This window comes from Sphingobium sp. VMM, assembly GCF_056790315.1.
On sequence record NZ_JBXGSI010000008.1, the window covers coordinates 176,392 to 197,067 of the forward strand.

Genomic DNA, 20,676 nt, shown 5'->3' on the forward strand with positions numbered 1-20,676 from the left:
CAGGATCGTCCGCATCGGGCAAGACCGGCGCGCATCGGCGCTGCGCGATCTCGCCCGAAGCGAACGGGAGCCGGGCATCTTAGCCCAGCTTCTCCATCACGGCGTCGGAGACTTCATAATTGCCCCAGACGGTCTGGACGTCGTCATCATCTTCCAGCGTGTCGACCAGCTTCAGCAGCGTTGCGGCATTGGCTTCGTCGACTTCCAGCGTGGTCTGCGGCTTCCAGGCGAGCTTGGCGCCCTCTGCCGGGCCCAGCTTGGCTTCCAGCGCCTTGGCGACTTCGTGCAGCGCGTCCATCGCGGTCCAGATCTCATGCTCGTCTTCGTTCGACGAGACATCGTCCGCACCCGCTTCCAGCGCGGCTTCGAAGACGGCGTCGGCATCGCCGGCGCTGGCGGGATAGGTGATGAGGCCCAGGCGGTCGAAGCCATGGCTCACCGCGCCCGACGCGCCCAGGTTGCCGCCATTCTTGGCAAAGGCGGTGCGGACATTGGTCGCGGTGCGGTTGCGATTGTCGGTCAGTGCCTCGACGATGATGGCGACGCCGCCGGGGCCATAGCCCTCATAGCGGATTTCCTCGTAATTCTCCATGTCGCCGCCGATCGCCTTGTCGATCGCGCGCTGGATATTGTCCTTGGGCATCGACTGGGCCTTGGCGGCGTTGACCGCCAGGCGCAGGCGCGGGTTCATGTCCGGATCGGGCATGCCCATCTTGGCCGCGACGGTGATTTCGCGCGACAGCTTGGAGAACATCGACGAGCGCTTCTTGTCCTGCGCACCCTTGCGATGCATGATGTTCTTGAATTTGGAATGGCCGGCCACGGCCTTCTCCTGACATTTTCTGTGAAACCGAAGCGCGCTCTCTAGCGAGCGCGTCGCCATCCTGCAACGCTAGAGGATGGCGGAGGCGCGGCGATCAGTAGCGGATCGCGGTTCCCGAGGCGGAGACCATTAGCATGGAGCCATTGGCGCCGATCACCTCATAGTCGAGGTCGACGCCGACCACGGCATTGGCGCCGAGCTTGCGGGCATTGCCCTGCATCTCCTCGATCGCTTCGCTGCGGGCGCGTTGCAGCACATCCTCATAGGCGCCCGATCGGCCGCCGACGATGTCGCGCACACTGGCGAACAGGTCGCGGAAGAGGTTGGCGCCGACAATCACTTCGCCGGTGACGATGCCCAGATAATCCTGGGCGGGACGGCCTTCGAGGCGGCTGGTGGTGCTGACGATGATGTCGGTCATAAGGGGCGTCCTCTCATTTTGGTGGCGCCCCTGGCGCGAGGGGGCTGGACCAGATGTAGGTCGACAGCACCCCTCGGCAAGGTCCGGTGGCTTGCACCGGTCGGGAATAAGGCGTGGACCGCCTTATTCCATGCCCAGCGCGGACAGATAGGTCTGCAGGATCGCTTCCATTTCCTGGCGGTCATGCGGCTGCATCTTACGCAGGCGGATGATCTGGCGCATGATCTTGGGGTCGTAACCGGTCGCCTTGGCTTCCAGATAGACGTCCTTGATGTCGTCGCCGATGCCCTTCTTTTCTTCTTCCAGGCGCTCGATGCGCTCGATCAGAAGGCGCAGCTGGTCGGCTGCGATATTGCCCTCGCTCATGGGAATCTCCGTGTCAGTGTGAATCGGTTGGTGGACGCTCCTAGAGCCTGATCGGGCGAGGTGGAAGCGCTTTGCGCGTCCGACGATACCGTGAATCAGGCTCCATTCGGGAAATTCGGACTGCGTTTCGCGCGCCGCGCCGGTCCGGCAGGATCTGCCGAACGCTTAATGGTTGTCCGCGTTCTTCGCCACGCTCTCCTGCATCTTTGCGATCTGCTCGGGCGTCGCCTCGCCCTGATGGTGGGCCTTCCATTCGGCAAAGGGCATGCCGTGGACGATTGCGCGGGCTTCGTCGCGGGTCAGATGGCCGTCCGCCTCTGTAATCCAGTCGGCCAGGCAGTTGCGGCAGAAGCCGGCCGTGCCCATCAGGTCGATATTCTGCACGTCGGTCCGATGCTGCAAATGCGCGATCAGCCGACGGAAGGCGGTTGCAGCGACGGCGTCACTGAGTATGGTAGCGGACACAGGCGGAACCTTTCGCTTAATCTACATCATCCTGTCGTGCAGCACGGATAATCGATAACGACGCCCTGGCAAGCCAGAGGCGATCAATACGGCCAGGAGAAGACATGACACGACTATCGCCCCGCTCGCGCAAGGTTCGCATTCTCGCGACCCTCGGTCCCGCCAGCGAGAGCGCAGAGATGATCCGCGCATTGTTTGTCGCGGGTGCCGACGCCTTTCGAGTCAATATGAGCCATGGCGCGCATGAGGATCATGCCGCCCGCATCGCCACGATCCGCGAGCTGGAAAAGGAATTTTCCCGGCCGACCACGATTCTGGCCGACCTTCAGGGCCCCAAGCTGCGCGTGGGCACGTTCGAGAAGGGGCTGGTGGTGCTGGAAACCGGCGCGTCCTTCGTCCTCGATCGGGACGACACGCCGGGCACCGTCGAGCGCGTGAACCTGCCGCACCCCGAAATCTACGCCGCGCTGGTCCCCGAGACCCGGCTGCTGCTGGATGACGGCAAGCTGGTGCTGCGGGTGAAGGCGGTCACGGACACGCGAATCGACACCATCGTGGAAATCGGCGGCACCCTGTCCAACCGCAAGGGCGTGAATGTGCCCGACGTGGTCGTGCCGGTGCCGGCGCTGACCGACAAGGATCGCCGAGACCTCAGCTTCGCGGTCGATCAGGGCTGCGACTGGATCGCCTTGAGCTTCGTCCAGCGGCCCGAGGATCTGGCCGAAGCGCGCAAGCTGATGGGCGGCCATGGCGCGCTGATGGCCAAGATCGAGAAGCCCTCGGCCGTGCAGCGGCTGGAGGAGATTATCGAGATGGCCGACGGCGTGATGGTCGCGCGTGGCGATCTGGGCGTGGAATTGCCGCCGCAGGCGGTGCCGCCGCTGCAGAAGCAGATCGTTGCCACCGCGCGCCGCATGGGCCGTCCGGTGGTGGTTGCGACCCAGATGCTCGAATCGATGATCAAGGCGCCGACCCCGACCCGCGCCGAAGTGTCGGACGTGGCGACCGCGGTCTATGACGGCGCCGACGCGATCATGTTGTCGGCCGAAACCGCGGCAGGCGACTGGCCGGTCGAGGCAGTGTCGATGATGGACAGCATCGCCCATAGCGTGGAGCGCGATCCGGGCTATTTCGCCCGTCTGCACTTCACTGAGACCCGGCCCGACCCGACCACTGCCGACGCCCTGGCGGAGGCTGCCGCGGGCATCGTGCCGGTCGTCGGCGCCAGCGTCATCACCTGCTTCACCTCGTCGGGCAGCACCGTGCGCCGCGTGGCGCGCGAGCGGCCGTCCGCGCCGATCCTGGCATTGACGCCACGTTCGGACACGGCGCGCAAGCTGGGCCTGACCTGGGGCGTCCATGCGATCCGCACCAAGGATATCGGCAATTTCGAGGAAATGATCGGCAAGGCGCGTCGCATGGCGCTGCGCCACGACATGAGCGCCAAGGGCGGCAAGATCGTGGTGCTGGCCGGCGTGCCCTTCGGGACGCCCGGTTCGACCAATGTGCTGCACGTGGCGACCGTGCGCGGCGACGAGCTGAAGGGGCGCGACGAAACGCCCAGCCTGCCCGCCTGACGGCTTTGGCATGATCGATTCGGCGCGGCCGCCCCATCGGGCGGTCGCGCTTTTTTCATGGCCGCGAATCGATTCGCGTGAAAATGCCGCGCCAACACGTTGAGCGCCCGATCCATGGGATCGGGCGCTCAATAAGACCTTTGGAAGGTCCGGAGGATCGGCGAGCCGATCCGTCCGCGCTTTTAGCCCTGGCGGGCCTTGAAGCGACGGTTGGTCTTGTTGATGACGTAGGTCCGGCCACGACGACGGATCACGCGGTTGTCCCGGTGGCGGCCCTTGAGCGACTTGAGCGAGTTGCGGATCTTCATTGTCAGCCTTCTGGAATCATGTCTGATTGGAAAAATCGAAGCGCAGCCCCTATGGGGGAGGCGGCCGAAAGTCAAGCGCAGGCCACCGCCTTTTGCCACCGTTCATCCTGCATGCAGCCAAGTCATGGCTTCACCCGTTGGAAGGGAATGCTATGTCGGCGGCGTGTTGGACATAGTCCCGTTGGAGTGCAATCGCATGTTGAAACAGATCATCCTCTCCTCCTGCCTTGCCCTGTCGCTCGCCGCCTGCGCGACGGTGCCGTCGGTGGAGGTGACGCGATTCCACAATGGCAGCCCGGCACAGACCGGATCGATCGCGGTACAGGAAATCCCCGGCAATCCGGACGTTGGCCTAGAATTTCGCACCTATGCCGGCGCGGTGAGCCAGGAGCTGCAGCGCGTCGGCTTCACCAATGCGGGCGATGCGGGCAGCGACTATGTCGCGCTGGTCGGCTTCCGCCGCAGCTTCCGCCCGACCGGCACCGCGCGCAATGACAAGCCGGTCAGCGTGGGCGTTGGCGGGGCGCTGGGCAGTGGCGGCTATTCCGGCCTCGGTCTGGGCGTCGGCATCAATCTGTCGGGCAAGCCCAAGGATATCGTCTCCACCGAATTGCAGATCCAGATTCGCCGTCGCAGCGATCAGGCCGCCATCTGGGAAGGCCGCGCCTCGACCGAATCGCGTGAAGGTACGCCCGAGTCGCAGCCGCGCGCCGTCGCGCAAAAGCTCGCCGCCGCCCTCCTCGGGGGCTATCCGGGCGAATCCGGGCGGACTATAACGGTCAAATGACCATCTCCATTTCGAGCGCCTTCGACAGCGGCAACATCCGCGTCCTTTCCATCACCGACAGTCCAGAAGGCGTCCGCGCCGAGCTGGAAATCGTCAAGGACAAGGACAGCGACTTCTATCAATGGTTCCATTTCCGTCTGGCGGGCGCCGCCGGACGCGAAGTGGAACTGGCGATCGTGAACTGCGCGGGCTCGGCCTATCCCGACGGCTGGCCGGGCTACAAGGCGCGGATGAGCGAGGATCGCGAGAATTGGCTTCAGGCCGATACCGACTATGCCGACGGTACGCTGACGATCCGCCTCTCGCCCGACAGCAATGCCGTCTGGCTTGCCTATTTCGCGCCCTATTCGATGGAGCGCCATCATGATCTGGTCGCCTGGGCCGCCTGCCAGCCGGGCGTCGAGCATCGCGAACTGGGCCTGACGCTGGATGGCCAGCCGCTCGACATGCTGAGCGTCGGCGAAGGCCCCAAGAATGTCTGGCTCTATGCCCGCCAGCATCCCGGCGAGAGCATGGCCGAGTGGTGGATGGAAGGCGCGCTGGAGCGGCTGACCGACGACGAGGACGCGGTGGCGCGCTATCTGCGTCAGAAGGCGACTTTCCACATCGTGCCCAACATGAATCCGGACGGCAGCCGGCGCGGTCATCTGCGCACCAATGCGGCGGGCATCAATCTCAACCGCGAATGGCATGAGCCGTCGATGGACAAGAGCCCGGAAGTCTATCTGGTCCGTGCCGCGATGGATGAGACCGGCGTCGATTTCGCCATGGACGTGCATGGCGACGAGGCGATCCCGGCGGTGTTCCTGGCTGGCTTCGAGGGCATCCCCTCGATCACCGACCGGCAACTCTCGCTCTATCATCGCTATCGCGACACGCTGGCGGCCCGCACGCCCGATTTCCAGACGCGCCTCGGCTATCCGGTGGCGGGCGGCGGCAAGGCCAATCTCGCCATGTCGACCAACCAGCTGGCAGAGCGCTTCGGCGCGGTCGCGATGACGCTGGAAATGCCGTTCAAGGATAATGACGATCTGCCCGACGCCGATTTCGGCTGGTCGCCGGCCCGTTCGGCGCAACTGGGCAAGGATTGCCTGGCCGTGCTGGCGGAGATGATCGAGGATATCTGACGAGGCTGGTCGGGGGGGCAATAATGGAGCATGGCGGCGTGACGCGACGGACGATCCTGCACGGCGCCGGTGGCGCCATGGCGCTCGGCACCGTCGGCGCGCCGGCCATCGCCAAATCCCGCCCGTCGCGCGAGCGTCTGGAAGCAGCGCTCGCGCGCATCGCCGACCCGGCGGGGGAGGGCAGGCGCACCTACCTCACCCTCTATGCGGACAGCGCGCGGGCGGCGGCGGATGCGGCCGATGCCCGCGCCGCTTCGCCGCTCTCGCCGATCGACGGCGCGATCGTCAGCATCAAGGATCTGTTCGATGTCGCGGGCGAGCCGACCCGCGCCGGTTCGCTGATCCTGGCCGATGCCCCGCCCGCCACCGTCGATGCGCCGGTCGTTGCCCGGCTGAAGCAGGCCGGCGCGGTGATCGTCGGCAAGACCAACATGGTCGAATTCGCCTTTTCCGGCGTCGGCGTAAATCCCCATTATGGCACGCCGGGCAATCCGGCCGACCGGGGCCGCGTGCCGGGCGGATCGACCAGCGGCGGCGCCGTCGCGGTGGCCGATCAGATGTGCGAGATCGCCATCGGCACCGATACCGGCGGTTCCTGCCGCATTCCCGCCGCGCTGTGCGGCGTCGTCGGCTACAAGCCGACCAAGGCGCGGGTGCCGACCGATGGCGCCTTTCCGCTGTCGCCCACGCTTGATTCGATCGGGCCGATCGCGACCAGCGTCGACGCCTGTTTCCGCACCGATGCGATACTGGCGGGCGAGGCGCCCCGCCGGCTCGACCTCGCGCCGCTCAAGGGGCTGCGCGCCGGGATTCCGCAGGGCCTGCCGCTGGCCGATCTGGACGCGACCGTCGCGGCGCGTTTCGCCGATGCGCTGGCGCGGCTGGGCAAGGCGGGCGTGACACTCAGTGACGAGGTCTTCCCGCAATTCGACGCGATGCAGGCGCTCCAGTCGCCGGTGCCGATCGCCTCGGTCGAGGCCTATGCGATCCACCGCGAGCGAATCGCGAGCCGCGCGCAGGATTTCGATCCGATCGTGCTGGCGCGGATGCAGGCAGGCCGCGACGTGACGCCCGAACGCCATAAGCAGATGCTGGTGGAGCGCGCCGCACTGGTGCGGTCGATGGACGCGCGCCTGGCCGGATTGGACATATTGGTGTTGCCGACCACGCCGATCGTCGCGCCGACTCAGGCCGAGGTGGCGCATGCCGACGACTTCGTCGCCCGCAACCGGCTGCTGCTGCGCAACACCGGCCTCGGCAACAGCTTCGACCTGTGCGCCATTTCCCTGCCGCTGCCGCGCGAGGACGGCCTGCCGGTCGGCCTGATGCTGATGGCGCGGGCAGGGCAGGACCAGCGCCTGTTCGCGATCGCGGCAGCGGTGGAGAAGCTGCTGGCGGTTTAGCCGAACAATTCCTCCAGGAAATTCACCATCGCGCGGAAGCTGCGGCGGTCGGCGTCGGCGCTGTAGGCCAGCCCCTTTTCGGGCATATGGACGCTTTCGTCGGTGAAGGCGTGGCCGGTATGGCCATAGGCATGGATCTGCCAGTCGCAGCCCGCCTCGGTCAGTTCCTTCGCCAGGCCGACGGTCGCCTCGGGCGGCGCGATCGGGTCTTCCCAGCCGTGGCAGACCAGCAGCTTGGCGGTGATCGTGGCGTTGGGGAAGGGCGGTGCCTCATAGACGCCGTGGAAGCTGACGCCGCCGGCAATGTCGGCGCCCGCGCGGGCCAGATCGAGCACGCATTTGCCGCCGAAGCAGAAGCCGATCGCGGCCGTGCGGGCGGCATCGACTGCCGGCATATTCTTGAGCAGCGCGTGGGCGCCCAGCATCCGGTCGCGCAGTAGCACGCGGTCGGCGTTGAGTTCGTTCATGTAGCGTCCGGCATCGGGATCCTCGCGGGTGGTGCGCTTGCCCTGCCCAAAGACGTCGGCGACCAGCACCGCATAGCCCAGCGCCGCGACCTTCTCCGCATAGAGGAAGTCGGCTTCCTTGGTGCCCAGGACATTGGGAACCAGCAGGATGCCCGGCACCGGGCCGGCGGCGGCATCGTCGACCACGGCGACGCTTTCGAACGTGCCGCCCGGACCGTCATGGATGATCGTCTGACGGGTGAGGACCATGAAAGCGTCTCCTGTGGATAAGTCGAAAAGTCAGATGCTGCCGAAGCCGGGGGCTTCGCCACGCGCGGCGGTATTGATGCGGCGGGGGCGCTTCCAGCCGATCTGCGGCCGTTTGCGCAGGCGCAGCGTCGGCCAATGACCGCGATCGCTGCGTTCGGCGAGGCGCATGCCCTGCGCGCGATAGGCGGCGATTACCGCATCGGCCTGTTCATTGAGCAGGCCGGCGAGCACGATCGTGCCACCATCCTCCACCAGCGCGCAGAGCGAAGGCGCCAGTTCGATCAGCGGCCCGGCCAGGATGTTTGCGATCAGCAGGTCATAGGGCGCGCGGCCGACCAGCGCGGGATGATCTACGCCGGCGGCGGTGCAGAGCGCCAACTGGCCGGCCCCCCCGCCCAGGGCAATGCCGTTCGCCACGGCATTTTCCCGGCTGATGTCGACCGCCACCGGATCAATGTCGGAAGCAATCGCATGGGCGCGCGGCCATAATGTCATTGCGGCAAAGGCGAGCAGGCCGGTGCCGGTGCCGATATCGGCGACATTGCGGAACCGCATGCCGACGCTGCGCATCCGGTCGATCATCGCCAGGCAGCCGGCGGTGGTCTCATGCTGGCCGGTGCCAAAGGCGCGACTCGCCTCGATCAGGAAATTGACATGGCCGGGCTGTTCGGGGTCGCTGGCGACATTGCGCACATGGAATCGGCCGGCGGTGACGGGTTCCAGCCCCTGCTGGCTCATCGTCACCCAATCCTCGTCGGGCAGCGCTTCCACCTGCGGCTTGATTCCCGATGCGCTGGGCACCAGGGTCTTGAGCAGCTTGATCGCCGCCGGGCTCGGCTTGCCCTCGAAATAGGCGTCGAGCTGCCACTTATTCTCGTCGTCCGGCTCCGCCTCGCTGGTCATCAGCACCGGCGGATGCTCCATCAGGGCGAAGGCGGCGATGTCCCCGTCCAGCGCCTCCGCTTCGGCGCGGGTGCAGGGCAGGGTGACTTTCCAGCTCTGGGCGGCTGGCGCAGCGACATCATTCATGCCGCCGCCTTTAGACCAGCAGAGGGAAGAGGGGAAGCATCTGGCAATTGTCAGATTGGGCTCAGGCCGGAGCGAAAATAGTGACTTTCGAGAACCTCGGACCGAGTCACGTGCCTCGGTCCGACGGAACGTGCTTGAAGCACGTGAGCACCGGAAGCGCAGAAAGGCGCTATTTGCAGCCCGGCCTCAGCCCAGTCTCAGGCGACCTGGCGGCCGAAGTCGCTAGAGGCATGCCGCAGGCTGGACAGCTTGCCCTCGACGCTCATGAAGCCGCGTTCCAGCTGGTCGATTTCCGATGCGACCACTTCGGTGTCCTGGCGGATCGCCGAAATGGTGGTCGACATCGAGTCGGCCGCCAGCGCGGTCTCGTCGACGGCGGCGGTGATCATCGTCACGGTCTGGGCCTGGGCGTCCATGGCGTGGCGGATGCGCTGGGCACTGGCCTGCACTTCGCCGACGGTGTCGCGGATGCGCTCGTTGGTCTCCACCGACTGGCGGGTCGATGCCTGGATGGCGGCGATCTTGCCGGCAATCTCGTCCGTGGCTCGGGCGGTCTGGTTGGCCAGGCTCTTCACTTCCTGCGCCACCACGGCAAAGCCGCGCCCGGCGTCACCGGCACGGGCGGCCTCGATCGTGGCATTGAGCGCCAGCAGGTTGGTCTGGCCGGCAATGTCGCGGATCAGGCCCAGGATCGATTCGATCGACTTGGCATGGTCCGACAGGGTGGCCGACATGGAAACGGCGTCGCCCGATTGCGACGCGGCGCGCTGTGCCACTTCGGCGGCGCTTTCCACTTCGGTGCGCGCGTCCTCGATCGCGCGGATCAGCCCGGCCGAGGTGCGGGCAGCCTCGCGCATCGCAAGGGCGGATTGTTCGGCGGCGGCGGCGACTTCCGACGCCTTGCCCAGCATGCCGCGGGTCGCGGCGGAGGCATCCTTGGCCTGTTCGCGCAGCGATTCGCCCAGCTGCGACGCGCCGTCGATCTCGCCCATGATGCGCTGTTCGAACAGGACGCCGAACTGCTGGCGCGCATTGCGCTGGCTTTCGGCATCGTCGATCGCGATCACATTGGCCATCAGTCCGGCATCGACCATGCCGACCTGCGCCATGATGTCGACCAGCCGGCGCCGGGTGGCGTCGTCGGCTGCGCGTTCCCAGATGATATCGGTCAGTTTCTCGTTGGCGGCGGCGACGGGCAGCAGCACGCCGCGCACGGAAATGCCGTGCTTGCGGGCGTGGCGGACGCAGGCGGTGGAGGACAGCGCCCAATCGCCGGCGCTGTAATGGCGCAGCTTCTGGCGGACATATTCATGCGCGGCGGTCTCGATCTTCGCCAGCGTCGTGGGCTGCAACCGGTTTCGCAGGCCCGAACTGTCCATATAGGTGGAGAAGAAGGTGCGGGCGGCGACGACCGCATCGTCGGCAACCAGCTGCTCGATTTCGGCCATGCCACGGGCCAGATCACCGCGGGGGTCCACTTCGGCCAGCATCTGGGCGATGGCGTTCCTGGGCGTGGTGGCGGAAGTCATGGATTGCAGAACCCCAAATAGGTGTCAGGACGAACCAGGCGGTGATAGCGCCATTTGGTTAATCACTTCTTATTTGGGCGCGCGCATCGACATGGTCCGCGCGGCTTGCCCTTCGGCGTCTTCGCTCCTAAGGGGAGCGGACTCAAAGGACATAGCAGGGACCTGGGTAGACATGGCGCGAACCACAAGCCGGCCGCTCTCGCCGCATTTGACGATCTGGAAATGGGGGCCGGCAATGGCCGTCTCCATCATTCACCGCGTGACGGGCAATGGCCTGGCCACCGCTGGTGCTCTTGGCCTCATCTGGTGGCTGATGGCCGCCGCGACCGGCCCGGAAGCCTATGCCACCTTCGTCACCTGCGCGACCTCGCCGATCGGCTATCTGGTCATGGCGGGCCTGTCCTGGTTCTTCTTCCAGCATCTCTTCTCGGGTCTGCGTCACTTCGTGCTCGACATGGGTGCGGGCTATGATCTCAAGACCAGCAAGACCTGGTCGATCCTGACCTTCGTGCTGTCGACGATCGCTACCGCCGCCTTCTGGGCCGCGATCTGCCTGGGGAAATTCTGATGGGTACCGGAACCGGAATCGGCCGCGTCCGCGGTCTTGGCTCGGCCAAGCATGGCGCGCACCACTGGCTGGCACAGCGCTACACCGCCATCGGCAATCTGCTGCTGGTGCTGTGGCTGCTCTTCAGCCTGATCGCGCTGCCCGGCCTCGATTATGAGAGCGTGGTCAACTGGATCCACAATCCGCTGGTCGCCGTGCCGCTGATGCTGATGGTCGTCAGCATCTTCATGCATCTGCGCCTGGGCATGCAGGTCATGCTGGAGGACTATGTCCACGACAAGGGCCTGGCCTTCTTCTCGATGCTGCTGCTGAACTTCTATGCCTATGCCGGCGCTGCCGCGGGCGTCTTCGCGATCGCCAAGATCGCCTTCATCGGGGTCGTCAAGTAATGAGCGAAGCCTACAAGATCATCGACCATACCTACGACACCGTCGTCGTGGGTGCCGGCGGCTCGGGCCTGCGCGCCACCATGGGCAGCGCCGAAGCGGGTCTCAAGACCGCCTGCATCACCAAGCTGTTCCCGACCCGCAGCCACACCGTGGCGGCGCAGGGCGGCATTGCCGCCTCGCTCGGCAACAACAGCCCCGACCACTGGACCTGGCACATGTACGACACCGTCAAGGGGTCGGACTGGCTGGGTGACCAGGACGCGATCGAATATATGGTGCGCGAAGCGCCGGCGGCCGTGATCGAGCTGGAACATGCCGGCGTGCCGTTCAGCCGCAACCAGGACGGCACCATCTATCAGCGTCCCTTTGGCGGCCACATGCAGAATATGGGCGCCGGCCCGCCGGTGCAGCGCACCTGCGCCGCCGCCGACCGTACCGGCCACGCCATGCTGCACGCTCTCTATCAGCAGAGCCTGAAGTATGACGCCGACTTCTACATCGAATATTTCGCCATCGACCTGATCATGGAAGATGGCCCGAACGGCAAGGAATGCCGCGGCGTCATCGCCATCTGCATGGAAGATGGCAGCATCCACCGCTTCCGCAGCCATGCCGTCGTGCTGGCGACCGGTGGCTATGGCCGCGCCTATTTCTCGGCCACTTCGGCCCATAGCTGCACCGGCGACGGTGGCGGCATGGTGCTGCGCGCCGGCCTGCCGCTGCAGGATCTGGAGTTCGTCCAGTTCCACCCGACCGGCATCTATGGCGCGGGCGTGCTGATCACCGAAGGCGCGCGCGGCGAAGGCGGCTACCTCACCAATTCCGAAGGCGAGCGTTTCATGGAACGCTATGCCCCGTCGGCGAAGGATCTGGCGTCGCGTGACGTCGTGTCGCGCTCGATGGCGATGGAAATGCGCGAGGGCCGCGGCGTCGGCGAGCACAAGGATCATATCTTCCTGCACCTCGACCATATCGATCCCAAGGTTCTGGCCGAGCGCCTGCCGGGCATCACCGAAAGCGGCAAGATCTTTGCCGGTGTCGACCTGACCCGCCAGCCGCTGCCGGTGACCCCGACGGTCCACTACAATATGGGCGGCATCCCCTGTAATTATCATGGCCAGGTGGTGACCAAGGTCGGCGACGATCCGGAAGTCGTGGTGCCGGGCCTGTTCGCGGTCGGCGAAGCGGCCTGCGTGTCGGTCCATGGCGCGAACCGCCTCGGCTCCAACTCGCTGATCGACCTTGTCGTGTTCGGCCGCGCGACCGGCCTGTTCCTCAAGGACAATCTGAAGCCCAACACCCCGCACAAGCCGCTGCCGGCCAATGCGGCCGATCTGGCGCTGTCGCGCCTCGATCACTATCGCAACGCCAACGGCACCACCTCGACGGCGGACATCCGCATGGACATGCAGCGCACCATGCAGAAGCATGCCGCCGTGTTCCGCGACAGCGAATTGCTGGCCGACGGCGTCGTCAAGATGCAGGCGGTCAACAAGCGCCTGCAGGACGTCAAGATCGCCGACCGTTCGCTGATCTGGAACACCGACCTGATCGAGACGCTGGAACTGGACAATCTCATGAGCCAGGCCATCTGCACGATGGAAGGCGCCGAGGCCCGCAAGGAATCGCGCGGCGCCCATGCGCATGAGGATTTCCCGAACCGCGACGACGAAAACTGGATGAAGCACACCATCAGCTGGTTCGAAGGCTGGGGTGGTTCGGGCGGCAAGGTGACGCTCGATTATCGTCCGGTCCACGACTATACGATGACCGACGAGGCCGAGTATATCAAGCCGAAGGCGCGCGTATACTAAGTCTCTGGCATCATGCCGGAAATCCGAAGAGGGCGGGCCATCTGGTCCGCCCTTTTTCTTTGCCCATTGCCAGCGCGCGATCAGGCTCTAGCTTGGGTGCCGATCGATCAAGGAGGTGCCGGCGATGCGGAAACCTGTTGGACGTCAGGGGATGATCCTGCTGCCCTTGCTGCTGACGGCGGCGGCCCCGCCCCAAGATGTGGACGCCGTGCTGGCGCTGACGCGGACAACGAAAGCGACATATGCGGTCTGCACCTGGAATGTGGTGACGCCCAGCGAGGAAGTGCAGCTCAAGGAATGGGCGGCCGAATATCATCAGGGCGACCGTCACCGGGTCGAAACCCCCCGCGACCGGATCGTCGCCAATTGCGCGACCGGGGAGGCCCAGCATCTCGACGTGCGCACTGGTGAAGTGTCAACTTCGCCGTCACTCGCGGCGGCCGCCTGTGGCGTCGACGCCAATCGCAAGCTGGTCGCCAAGGAATTTCTGGGGCGGGAGACCGGCGGTCGCTATGGCCCCGTATCCCGCATCGCGGTGGCCGATGACGGCAATCTGCGCACCTATGATGTGCTCGACGACGGCGCGATCATCGCGGCGACGATCCATGACGCCAATGGCGACGCGACGGAGCGGCTGACCAGCGCGGTCCTCACCTACAGCCACAGCCTGCCCGAAGCCGATATCTTCTCCACCGCCTCGCTCAGCCGCAGCGTCGTCCCCGACGGTTGCCGCAGCGGCCATGGGGGATGAGGGGAGCGATTAGGTCACGGCAAACGGTAACAGCGCCTCATAAACCGCGATCCCCGGCTTGCCTTCCACTCGGCCACCCTGGCGCAGGATGAAGGCATGGCGGACGATCTCGGCCTGCTGCTCGATGCCATATCGGGCGAAGGGCTTGCCCGGCTCGATCGCATAATCATAACGGCAGAAGGGGTGTCGCATCAGCGGCAGCCAATATTTGCCCGACCGCTGCGCCTGCCAGACATGGGTCATTTCATGGATGAACAGGCCCTGCAGGCTGAGCGGGCTGGCGCAGAAATCGTCGCAGAACAATCCGCCTTCGGGATGAAACCAAAGGTCGCCGTCGGGCGCCATGGTCACGGCGCGCGGCTGGAAGGGCCACCATTTGCGGTTGTGGACGCGCACCCGGTCATAGGCGATCGCGTCGCCGAACATCGTCCGGGCGAGCGCGGCCTCCTCAAGTGTCAGCGGGCGGCTGGTCAATGCGCCTTATGCTCTTCCGTCGCATTGCCCGCGGCAGGCGCCGGTGCTGCGCTGCCGTCGGGCTTGCGGATCACCGCATCGACCAGCAACCGGTCGCCGTTTGACATCAGGAAGGTGAGCTGCATCTTGCCCCGGCTGATCGCGGTATCGTTGACGCCCCAGATCATCAGGTGCTTGCCGCCCGGCGCGAAGGCCACCGTGCCCTTGGCCGGCACGTCGACGCTCTCGATCGGCTGCATCGACATCATGCCGTCCTTGCCGACGCTCTCATGCATCTCGACCTTGAGCGCATAGTCGGTCATCACCCCGCGCAACTGCACCCCGGCATCGCCGCCATGCGCCACGAAATAGCCGGCCGAGGGCGTATCCTTGTTGGGCGACAGCCGGACCCAGGCCTGGTCGACATAGCTGGGCGCAGGGTCGCCGCAGCCGGCAAGGGCCAGCGGCGCGGCGAGGGCGATAAGGGCAAGGGGCGCACGCATGGATCAGGGTTCCGTGACTGTCTCGTTTCCGGTCAATGCCTGACTAATCGCGCCTGATCCTTGTGCCAAGCGAAAGCGCGCCTATATCCCTTGCGCAAACCGGCCTTGCCTTGGCGCTTACGTGAGGTATTGGGCCGTCAACCGCTGAATTTATTTTGGGGTTCAAAGAGGACACAAATGGCAAAAGTTATCGGTATCGACCTTGGCACGACCAACAGCTGTATCGCTGTGATGGACGGCGGCAAGCCCAAGGTGATCGAGAATGCGGAAGGTGCGCGCACCACGCCGTCGATCGTCGCCTTCGCCAAGGATGGCGAGCGCCTGATCGGCCAGCCGGCCAAGCGCCAGGCTGTCACCAATCCGGACAACACGATTTTCGCGGTGAAGCGCCTGATCGGCCGCCGCTTCGACGATCCCATGACCAAGAAGGACATGGAACTCGTCCCCTACGACATCGCGAAGGGCCCGAATGGCGACGCCTGGGTCAAGGCCGGTGGCGAGGAATATAGCCCGTCGCAGATCAGCGCCTTCATCCTGCAGAAGATGAAGGAAACCGCCGAGAGCTATCTCGGCGAAACCGTGACGCAGGCGGTCATCACCGTTCCCGCCTACTTCAACGACGCCCAGCGGCAGGCGACCAAGGACGCCGGCCAGATCGCGGGCCTTGAAGTGCTGCGCATCATCAACGAGCCGACCGCGGCCGCGCTCGCCTATGGCCTCGACAAGCAGGACGGCAAGACCATCGCCGTCTATGACCTTGGCGGCGGCACCTTCGACATCTCGATCCTGGAGATCGGCGATGGCGTGTTCGAAGTGAAGTCGACCAACGGCGACACTTTCCTGGGCGGCGAGGATTTCGACGCCAAGCTGGTGGAATATCTGGCTGCCGACTTCAAGAAGGCGGAAAGCATCGACCTCACCAAGGACAAGCTGGCCCTCCAGCGTCTGAAGGAAGCCGCTGAAAAGGCGAAGATCGAGCTGTCCTCGGCCCAGTCGACCGAAGTCAACCTGCCCTTCATCACCGCGGATCAGAATGGTCCCAAGCATCTGGTGAAGACGATCACCCGCGCCGATCTGGAGCGTCTGGTCGCCGACCTCATCAAGCGCACGATGGAGCCCTGCAAGAAGGCTCTGGCCGACGCCGGCGTGACCGCCAGCGAGATCAGCGAAGTCGTTCTGGTCGGCGGCATGACCCGCATGCCCAAGGTGCGCGAAGCCGTGAAGGAATTCTTCGGCAAGGAACCGCACACCGGCGTGAACCCGGACGAAGTCGTCGCCATGGGCGCCGCCATTCAGGCCGGCGTGCTGCAGGGCGACGTCAAGGACGTGCTGCTGCTCGACGTGACCCCGCTGTCGCTGGGCATCGAGACGCTGGGTGGCGTGTTCACCCGCATGATCGACCGCAACACCACCATCCCTGCCAAGAAGTCGCAGGTCTATTCGACCGCCGACGACAATCAGCAGGCGGTGACCATCCGCGTGTTCCAGGGCGAGCGTGAAATGGCGGCGGACAACAAGCTGCTCGGCCAGTTCGACCTGGTCGGCATCCCGCCGGCGCCGCGCGGCGTGCCGCAGATCGAAGTCACCTTCGACATCGACGCCAACGGCCTGGTCAATGTGTCCGCCAAGGACAAGGGCACCGGCAAGGAACAGCAGATCCGCATCCAGGCCTCGGGTGGCCTCAGCGACTCCGACATCGACCAGATGGTCAAGGATGCCGAGCGCTTCGCCGAAGAGGACAAGAAGCGTCGCGAGGCGGCCGAAGCCAAGAACAACGCCGAAAGCCTGGTACACACGACCGAGGCGCAGCTGGCCGAACATGGCGACAAGGTCGACGCTTCGCTGAAGGGTGAGATCGAAGCCGCGATTGCCGAAACCAAGTCGGCGATCGAAGGCGGCGACGCCGAAGCCATGAAGGCCAAGGCGCAGGAACTCGCGACCGTCGCGATGAAGCTGGGCCAGGCGATCTACGAGAAGGAGCAGGCTGCTGCAGCCTCGCCGGAGGCCGAAGCGCCGAAGGCCGATGACGGCGTCGTCGACGCCGAATTCTCCGAAGTGGACGACAACAAGGCGTAAGCCCCATGAAACGCTCCTCGACTTCGCTTCGGGCGGACAGGCTGGTTTCTGACCAGTGCATCCGTTCGGAGCGAGGCCGGGGACCGTGCGCGCCGAGGGCGAGATGACGACCGAAATCGACTATTACGAACTGCTCGAAGTAGAACGCACAGCCGACGGGGCCGCGATCAAGAGCGCCTATCGCAAGCTGGCGATGAAATATCACCCGGACAAGACCGGGGGCTGCACCGACAGCGAGGCCAAGTTCAAGGCCGTTTCCGAAGCCTATGACTGCCTGAAGGATCCGCAGAAGCGGGCGGCCTATGACCGGTTCGGTCATGCCGCGTTCAAGCAGCAGCAACAGGGCGGCGGTGGCGGCGGATTCCACGGCGGTGCCGGTGGTTTCTCCGACCTTGGCGATATTTTCGAGACGATCTTTGGCCAGGCCGGCTTTGGCGGCGGTGGTGGCGGACGCCAGCAGCAGCGCCGCGGCGCGGACCTGCGTTATGATCTCGAAATCACGCTGGACGAAGCCTATCATGGCAAGAAGACCGAGATCCAGATCGAGGTGTCGGCCGCCTGCGACAGTTGCGAAGGTTCGGGCGCCCAGCCGAGCACCGGGGTCAAGACTTGCGGCACCTGCCATGGCCATGGCCAGGTGCGGGCACAGCAGGGCTTCTTCGTGGTCGAGCGGACCTGCCCCAGCTGTCATGGCGCGGGCCAGGTGATCGAAAGCCCCTGCAAATCCTGTCGCGGCGAAGGTCGGGTCGATCGGCCCAAGACGCTGTCGGTCAATATTCCGGCGGGCGTAGACGAAGGCACCCGCATTCGCCTGTCGGGCGAGGGCGAGGCCGGTGCGCGTGGCGCGCCGGCGGGCGATCTCTACATCTTCCTGCATGTGAAGCGGCACAGCATCTTCGAACGGGATGGCACCACGCTATTCTGTCGCGTGCCGGTCAGCATCACGACGGCGGCGCTGGGCGGGATGATCGAAGTGCCGGGCCTTGATGGCCAGCGGCACGAGATCAAGATTCCGAGCGGCATCCAGTCGGGCAAGCAGATCAAGCAACGCGGCGCCGGCATGCCGGTGCTGAACGGCCGCGGTCAGGGCGACCTGGTCGTCCAGGTCGATGTCGAGACGCCGACCAAGCTGACGGCCAAGCAGCGCGAACTGCTCGAAGCCTTCCGCGAGACCGAGACCGGCGAGGAATGCCCGCAATCGAGCGGCTTCTTCGGCAAGCTCAAGGAATTGTGGGGGGACTGATCCTCCCCGCAGGGCTGGTCAGGGCGTGGCGCTGGTGCGCCGCGCCCACCAGTAGAAGGGCAGGCCGCCCGCCATCAGCAGGAAGCTGGCGCCGCTGGGAACGAGGCCCGCGCCCCATAAAGTCCAGCAGGCATAGGCGAGGCCAATCGCCGCCGCCGGCACGGCAATCCGCAGCCGCAGCGCGGCCAGCGCACAACCCACATAGAGCCACAGGGTCGCCGATGTCGCGAGCAGCGCCATCGCCGTGAACAAGGCCACCAGCCCCTGCAGGCTGTTGGCGACCAGCAGCAGGCTGGCAAGGATGCTCGATAATATCAATCCGCGCACCGGCGTACCGCGCGCATCCGTGCCCGCCAGCCAGGCCGGCAGTTCGCCCGCGCGCGCCATCGCCAGCGGCACCTCACCCTGCAACAGGGTCCAGCCATTGAGCGCGCCAAGGCAACTGATGACGACGAAGGTTGCGATCAGGCTGGCGGGGCCGGCCGACCAATAATGGGTGACATAGGCGCCGAAGGGCGATCCGGTCTGGCTTTCCGCGCCGGGCAGGGTGAGGGCGATGCCGGAGCACACGAACAGGTAGAGAAGGCCGGTGACGGCCGTGCCGATCATCGTCGCGCGCGGCACGGTGCGGGCGGGATCCCTGACCTTGTCGGCCGCGACCGAGGCGGATTCGAAACCGAGCAATGCCCACAGCGTCAGTGCCGCCGCTGCCGTGATGCCGCTGCCGGTAAAGCCCTGGGCCGGGAAGGGCACGATTTCCGCCGTGCCGCGCCCGATCGTCAGCGCCAGCAGCACCAGCACGACCAGGATGGGCACGACCTTGATGATCGTCGTCACCAGTTGGGCGGTGCCGGCGGCATGGGCACCGCGCAGGTTGATCGCAGTGGTTAGCCAGATGAAGCCGATCGAGCAGAGCGCGCCCATGCCCGGCCGGTTCAACGCCGGCAACAGGCTGGACAGGTTGGCGGTGGCGGCGACGGCGATCGTCACGTTGGTGATGATGATCGACAGCCAGTAGATCCAGCCGATCGCGAAGCCGGCCAGCGGGCCATAGGCGCGCGCGCTCATCTGCGCGGCATTGGCGTCGGGCATGGCGACCGTCAGCCGGGCGATCACGAAGGCCAGGATCAAGGAGCCGGCGATGGTGAAAACCCAGGCGGCAACCGCATCCCAGCCGAAGGGGGCGAGCGCAGCGGGCAGCAGGAACACGCCCGATCCGATCATATTGCCCATGACGAGCGCGATGCAGGCGGCGAGCCCCAGCGTCCGCACCGGGCGGTGGGGGATCACATCCTGTGCCGGCGGCGGGCTGTCCATCGCCCCTGTCTATCGGTGAAAACGAGGCAGGGCCAGAGCGGATCGTTGCGCCTTCGTTCGGACTTGCATGGCGGCGCGCTTCGGGTGATCCTTGACCGAGGATAGGGCAGGAGAGGCGGGACATGCGACCGATCGCAACAGGCGCGTTGATGCTTCTGTCCTCGTCGCTCGTCGCGGCCGATGCGGACGATCCGATCATCGTCACTGCCGCCAAGCTGCGCAAGGTCGGTATCGACTATGATGTGCGCGGCCGCGACCTTGTCCGCTGCACGATCACGCGCAGCAGTGGCGAGGATCGGGTCGATCAGGCGATGTGTGAATTTGTGCGCCAGTGCGTGGCCGATGGCCATGGCCGACGGCGCGAGGCGCAGGCCTGCGTCAGCGACCGGATCGCGGCGCTGGTCGATGCGGATATGGAGGCGGAGGATGTGGTCCTCGTTCGTCCCGCGGCGCTGGAACAGGCGCGACAACCGGTGGCTTCGGTCGCGCTGCCCGGTCCGCAGATCAGCCTGCCGCCGGCCGAGCGGGATGCGGACATCCTCGTCACCGGATCGCGCTACCGGATCAGGCCGGGTCTGTGGGAGATCGAGAAGGGGCGGATGTTCAGCCAGATGGTGGGGTGGAAGGTCATCGGTGCCCGACGGCCAGGTGGTGTACCGCCGGCACCGCCGGGCTATCGCTATCAGCTATGCCTCAGTCGCAGTGATGCGGAGACGCTGCAGCAATTTGTCGATGATCATTTCGAGCGCGAGGGGCTCAAGGGCTGCATGCTGGCGCGCATGGAGGTGGAGGAGGGGCGGCTGAGTGTCACCCGGTCCTGTCCGTCGCGCTATGGCAGCACCGACATGCGCCTGAGTGCGATATTGTCCGCCGAGACAATCGAGGGGGTGATGCTCGCGACGACCGAAATGGAGCGGGTTCGCGGCGAGACACGCTATCTGCTCAACGGCCGCCGCATCGGCGAATGCCCGCCCTCCCGGCCCGAAAGCGCGGCAGGGCGGGATTAGGTTT

Annotated in this window: 22 protein-coding genes; 11 read left to right on the forward strand and 11 right to left on the reverse strand. The window is 65.6% G+C overall.

The window, feature by feature from the left end:
* Positions 1–79: 79 nt before the first annotated feature.
* From ACUCV3_RS12525 to ACUCV3_RS12540, 4 genes are all read right to left on the reverse strand, one after another.
* On the reverse strand, positions 80–823 hold the full coding sequence (locus ACUCV3_RS12525; RefSeq protein ID WP_004210169.1) for a YebC/PmpR family DNA-binding transcriptional regulator: 744 nt from the start codon (positions 821–823) through the stop codon (positions 80–82).
* Positions 824–917: 94 nt separating this feature from the next.
* Complete coding sequence (locus tag ACUCV3_RS12530) at positions 918–1,244, reverse strand: heavy metal-binding domain-containing protein (RefSeq protein ID WP_004210170.1); 327 nt, start codon at positions 1,242–1,244, stop codon at positions 918–920.
* A 123-nt stretch (positions 1,245–1,367) separates the two neighbouring features.
* Entirely contained in the window at positions 1,368–1,610 is a 243-nt protein-coding gene (locus ACUCV3_RS12535) for a DUF2312 domain-containing protein (protein WP_004210171.1), read from the reverse strand.
* A gap of 165 nt (positions 1,611–1,775) precedes the next feature.
* Positions 1,776–2,075 carry a DUF1244 domain-containing protein gene (locus ACUCV3_RS12540; protein ID WP_278394791.1) on the reverse strand — a complete coding sequence of 100 codons (300 nt, stop codon included), beginning with the start codon at positions 2,073–2,075 and terminating at the stop codon, positions 1,776–1,778.
* Between the two features lie 104 nt (positions 2,076–2,179).
* Between ACUCV3_RS12540 and pyk the strand changes: the two genes are divergently transcribed.
* Positions 2,180–3,652, forward strand: a complete 1,473-nt coding sequence (gene pyk / locus ACUCV3_RS12545) for a pyruvate kinase (RefSeq protein ID WP_279727657.1) — start codon at positions 2,180–2,182, stop codon at positions 3,650–3,652.
* 182 nt (positions 3,653–3,834) lie between these two features.
* On the opposite strand, the gene ykgO is transcribed toward pyk, so the two are convergent.
* On the reverse strand, positions 3,835–3,960 hold the full coding sequence (gene ykgO, locus ACUCV3_RS12550; RefSeq protein WP_004210176.1) for a type B 50S ribosomal protein L36: 126 nt from the start codon (positions 3,958–3,960) through the stop codon (positions 3,835–3,837).
* A gap of 196 nt (positions 3,961–4,156) precedes the next feature.
* Here ykgO and ACUCV3_RS12555 point away from each other — a divergent pair, with 196 nt between their 5' ends.
* Genes ACUCV3_RS12555 through ACUCV3_RS12565 form a run of 3 tightly spaced genes read left to right on the forward strand, consistent with a single transcriptional unit; the run spans position 4,157 to position 7,277 of the window.
* The gene (locus ACUCV3_RS12555) at positions 4,157–4,747 is read left to right on the forward strand and encodes a DUF4136 domain-containing protein (protein ID WP_004210178.1); all 591 of its coding nucleotides are present in this window, start codon (positions 4,157–4,159) and stop codon (positions 4,745–4,747) included.
* A complete protein-coding gene (locus tag ACUCV3_RS12560) occupies positions 4,744–5,874 on the forward strand; it encodes a M14 family metallopeptidase (RefSeq protein WP_017499327.1) in 1,131 nt (376 codons plus the stop codon). The genes ACUCV3_RS12555 and ACUCV3_RS12560 overlap by 4 nt, the downstream gene beginning before the upstream one ends.
* Before the next feature lie 38 nt (positions 5,875–5,912).
* Positions 5,913–7,277: an amidase gene (locus ACUCV3_RS12565; protein WP_482240664.1), complete on the forward strand. Its 1,365-nt coding sequence runs from the start codon at positions 5,913–5,915 to the stop codon at positions 7,275–7,277.
* Here ACUCV3_RS12565 and ACUCV3_RS12570 read toward each other — a convergent pair.
* The 3 genes from ACUCV3_RS12570 to ACUCV3_RS12580 form a co-directional block, all read right to left on the reverse strand.
* On the reverse strand, positions 7,274–7,993 hold the full coding sequence (locus ACUCV3_RS12570; RefSeq protein ID WP_037506276.1) for a dienelactone hydrolase family protein: 720 nt from the start codon (positions 7,991–7,993) through the stop codon (positions 7,274–7,276). The genes ACUCV3_RS12565 and ACUCV3_RS12570 overlap by 4 nt on opposite strands.
* A 30-nt stretch (positions 7,994–8,023) precedes the next feature.
* Positions 8,024–9,022 (reverse strand): 50S ribosomal protein L11 methyltransferase, encoded by a 999-nt coding sequence (locus ACUCV3_RS12575; protein ID WP_037515821.1) that lies wholly within the window; start codon positions 9,020–9,022, stop codon positions 8,024–8,026.
* Between the two features lie 197 nt (positions 9,023–9,219).
* Positions 9,220–10,512 (reverse strand): methyl-accepting chemotaxis protein, encoded by a 1,293-nt coding sequence (locus tag ACUCV3_RS12580; RefSeq protein WP_004210187.1) that lies wholly within the window; start codon positions 10,510–10,512, stop codon positions 9,220–9,222.
* Positions 10,513–10,786: 274 nt separating this feature from the next.
* On the opposite strand from ACUCV3_RS12580, the gene sdhC reads away from it, so the two are divergent.
* The 4 genes from sdhC to ACUCV3_RS12600 all read left to right on the forward strand — a co-directional run bounded on the left by sdhC (position 10,787) and on the right by ACUCV3_RS12600 (position 14,073).
* Positions 10,787–11,119 (forward strand): succinate dehydrogenase, cytochrome b556 subunit, encoded by a 333-nt coding sequence (gene sdhC, locus ACUCV3_RS12585; RefSeq protein WP_004210189.1) that lies wholly within the window; start codon positions 10,787–10,789, stop codon positions 11,117–11,119.
* Positions 11,119–11,508 (forward strand): succinate dehydrogenase, hydrophobic membrane anchor protein, encoded by a 390-nt coding sequence (gene sdhD, locus ACUCV3_RS12590; protein WP_004210192.1) that lies wholly within the window; start codon positions 11,119–11,121, stop codon positions 11,506–11,508. The genes sdhC and sdhD overlap by 1 nt, the downstream gene beginning before the upstream one ends.
* The gene (gene sdhA, locus ACUCV3_RS12595) at positions 11,508–13,322 is read left to right on the forward strand and encodes a succinate dehydrogenase flavoprotein subunit (RefSeq protein ID WP_010339302.1); all 1,815 of its coding nucleotides are present in this window, start codon (positions 11,508–11,510) and stop codon (positions 13,320–13,322) included. Before sdhD ends, sdhA begins: the two co-directional genes overlap by 1 nt.
* A 124-nt stretch (positions 13,323–13,446) precedes the next feature.
* Positions 13,447–14,073: a hypothetical protein gene (locus tag ACUCV3_RS12600; RefSeq protein WP_279727683.1), complete on the forward strand. Its 627-nt coding sequence runs from the start codon at positions 13,447–13,449 to the stop codon at positions 14,071–14,073.
* A gap of 9 nt (positions 14,074–14,082) precedes the next feature.
* Here ACUCV3_RS12600 and ACUCV3_RS12605 read toward each other — a convergent pair whose 3' ends face one another.
* Together ACUCV3_RS12605 and ACUCV3_RS12610 are read right to left on the reverse strand one after the other, a co-directional pair.
* Positions 14,083–14,547, reverse strand: a complete 465-nt coding sequence (locus ACUCV3_RS12605; protein WP_048936365.1) for a hypothetical protein — start codon at positions 14,545–14,547, stop codon at positions 14,083–14,085.
* Positions 14,544–15,029 (reverse strand): copper chaperone PCu(A)C, encoded by a 486-nt coding sequence (locus ACUCV3_RS12610; protein WP_037515827.1) that lies wholly within the window; start codon positions 15,027–15,029, stop codon positions 14,544–14,546. The genes ACUCV3_RS12605 and ACUCV3_RS12610 overlap by 4 nt, the downstream gene beginning before the upstream one ends.
* Before the next feature lie 177 nt (positions 15,030–15,206).
* On the opposite strand from ACUCV3_RS12610, the gene dnaK reads away from it, so the two are divergent.
* Positions 15,207–17,105 carry a molecular chaperone DnaK gene (gene dnaK / locus ACUCV3_RS12615; protein ID WP_004210200.1) on the forward strand — a complete coding sequence of 633 codons (1,899 nt, stop codon included), beginning with the start codon at positions 15,207–15,209 and terminating at the stop codon, positions 17,103–17,105.
* A gap of 103 nt (positions 17,106–17,208) precedes the next feature.
* The gene (gene dnaJ, locus ACUCV3_RS12620) at positions 17,209–18,348 is read left to right on the forward strand and encodes a molecular chaperone DnaJ (RefSeq protein WP_482240665.1); all 1,140 of its coding nucleotides are present in this window, start codon (positions 17,209–17,211) and stop codon (positions 18,346–18,348) included.
* An 18-nt stretch (positions 18,349–18,366) separates the two neighbouring features.
* Here dnaJ and ACUCV3_RS12625 read toward each other — a convergent pair whose 3' ends face one another.
* Positions 18,367–19,665, reverse strand: a complete 1,299-nt coding sequence (locus ACUCV3_RS12625) for an APC family permease (RefSeq protein WP_279727687.1) — start codon at positions 19,663–19,665, stop codon at positions 18,367–18,369.
* A gap of 122 nt (positions 19,666–19,787) precedes the next feature.
* Between ACUCV3_RS12625 and ACUCV3_RS12630 the strand changes: the two genes are divergently transcribed.
* Positions 19,788–20,672 (forward strand): DUF3617 domain-containing protein, encoded by an 885-nt coding sequence (locus ACUCV3_RS12630; protein ID WP_279727688.1) that lies wholly within the window; start codon positions 19,788–19,790, stop codon positions 20,670–20,672.
* Positions 20,673–20,676 lie beyond the last annotated feature (4 nt).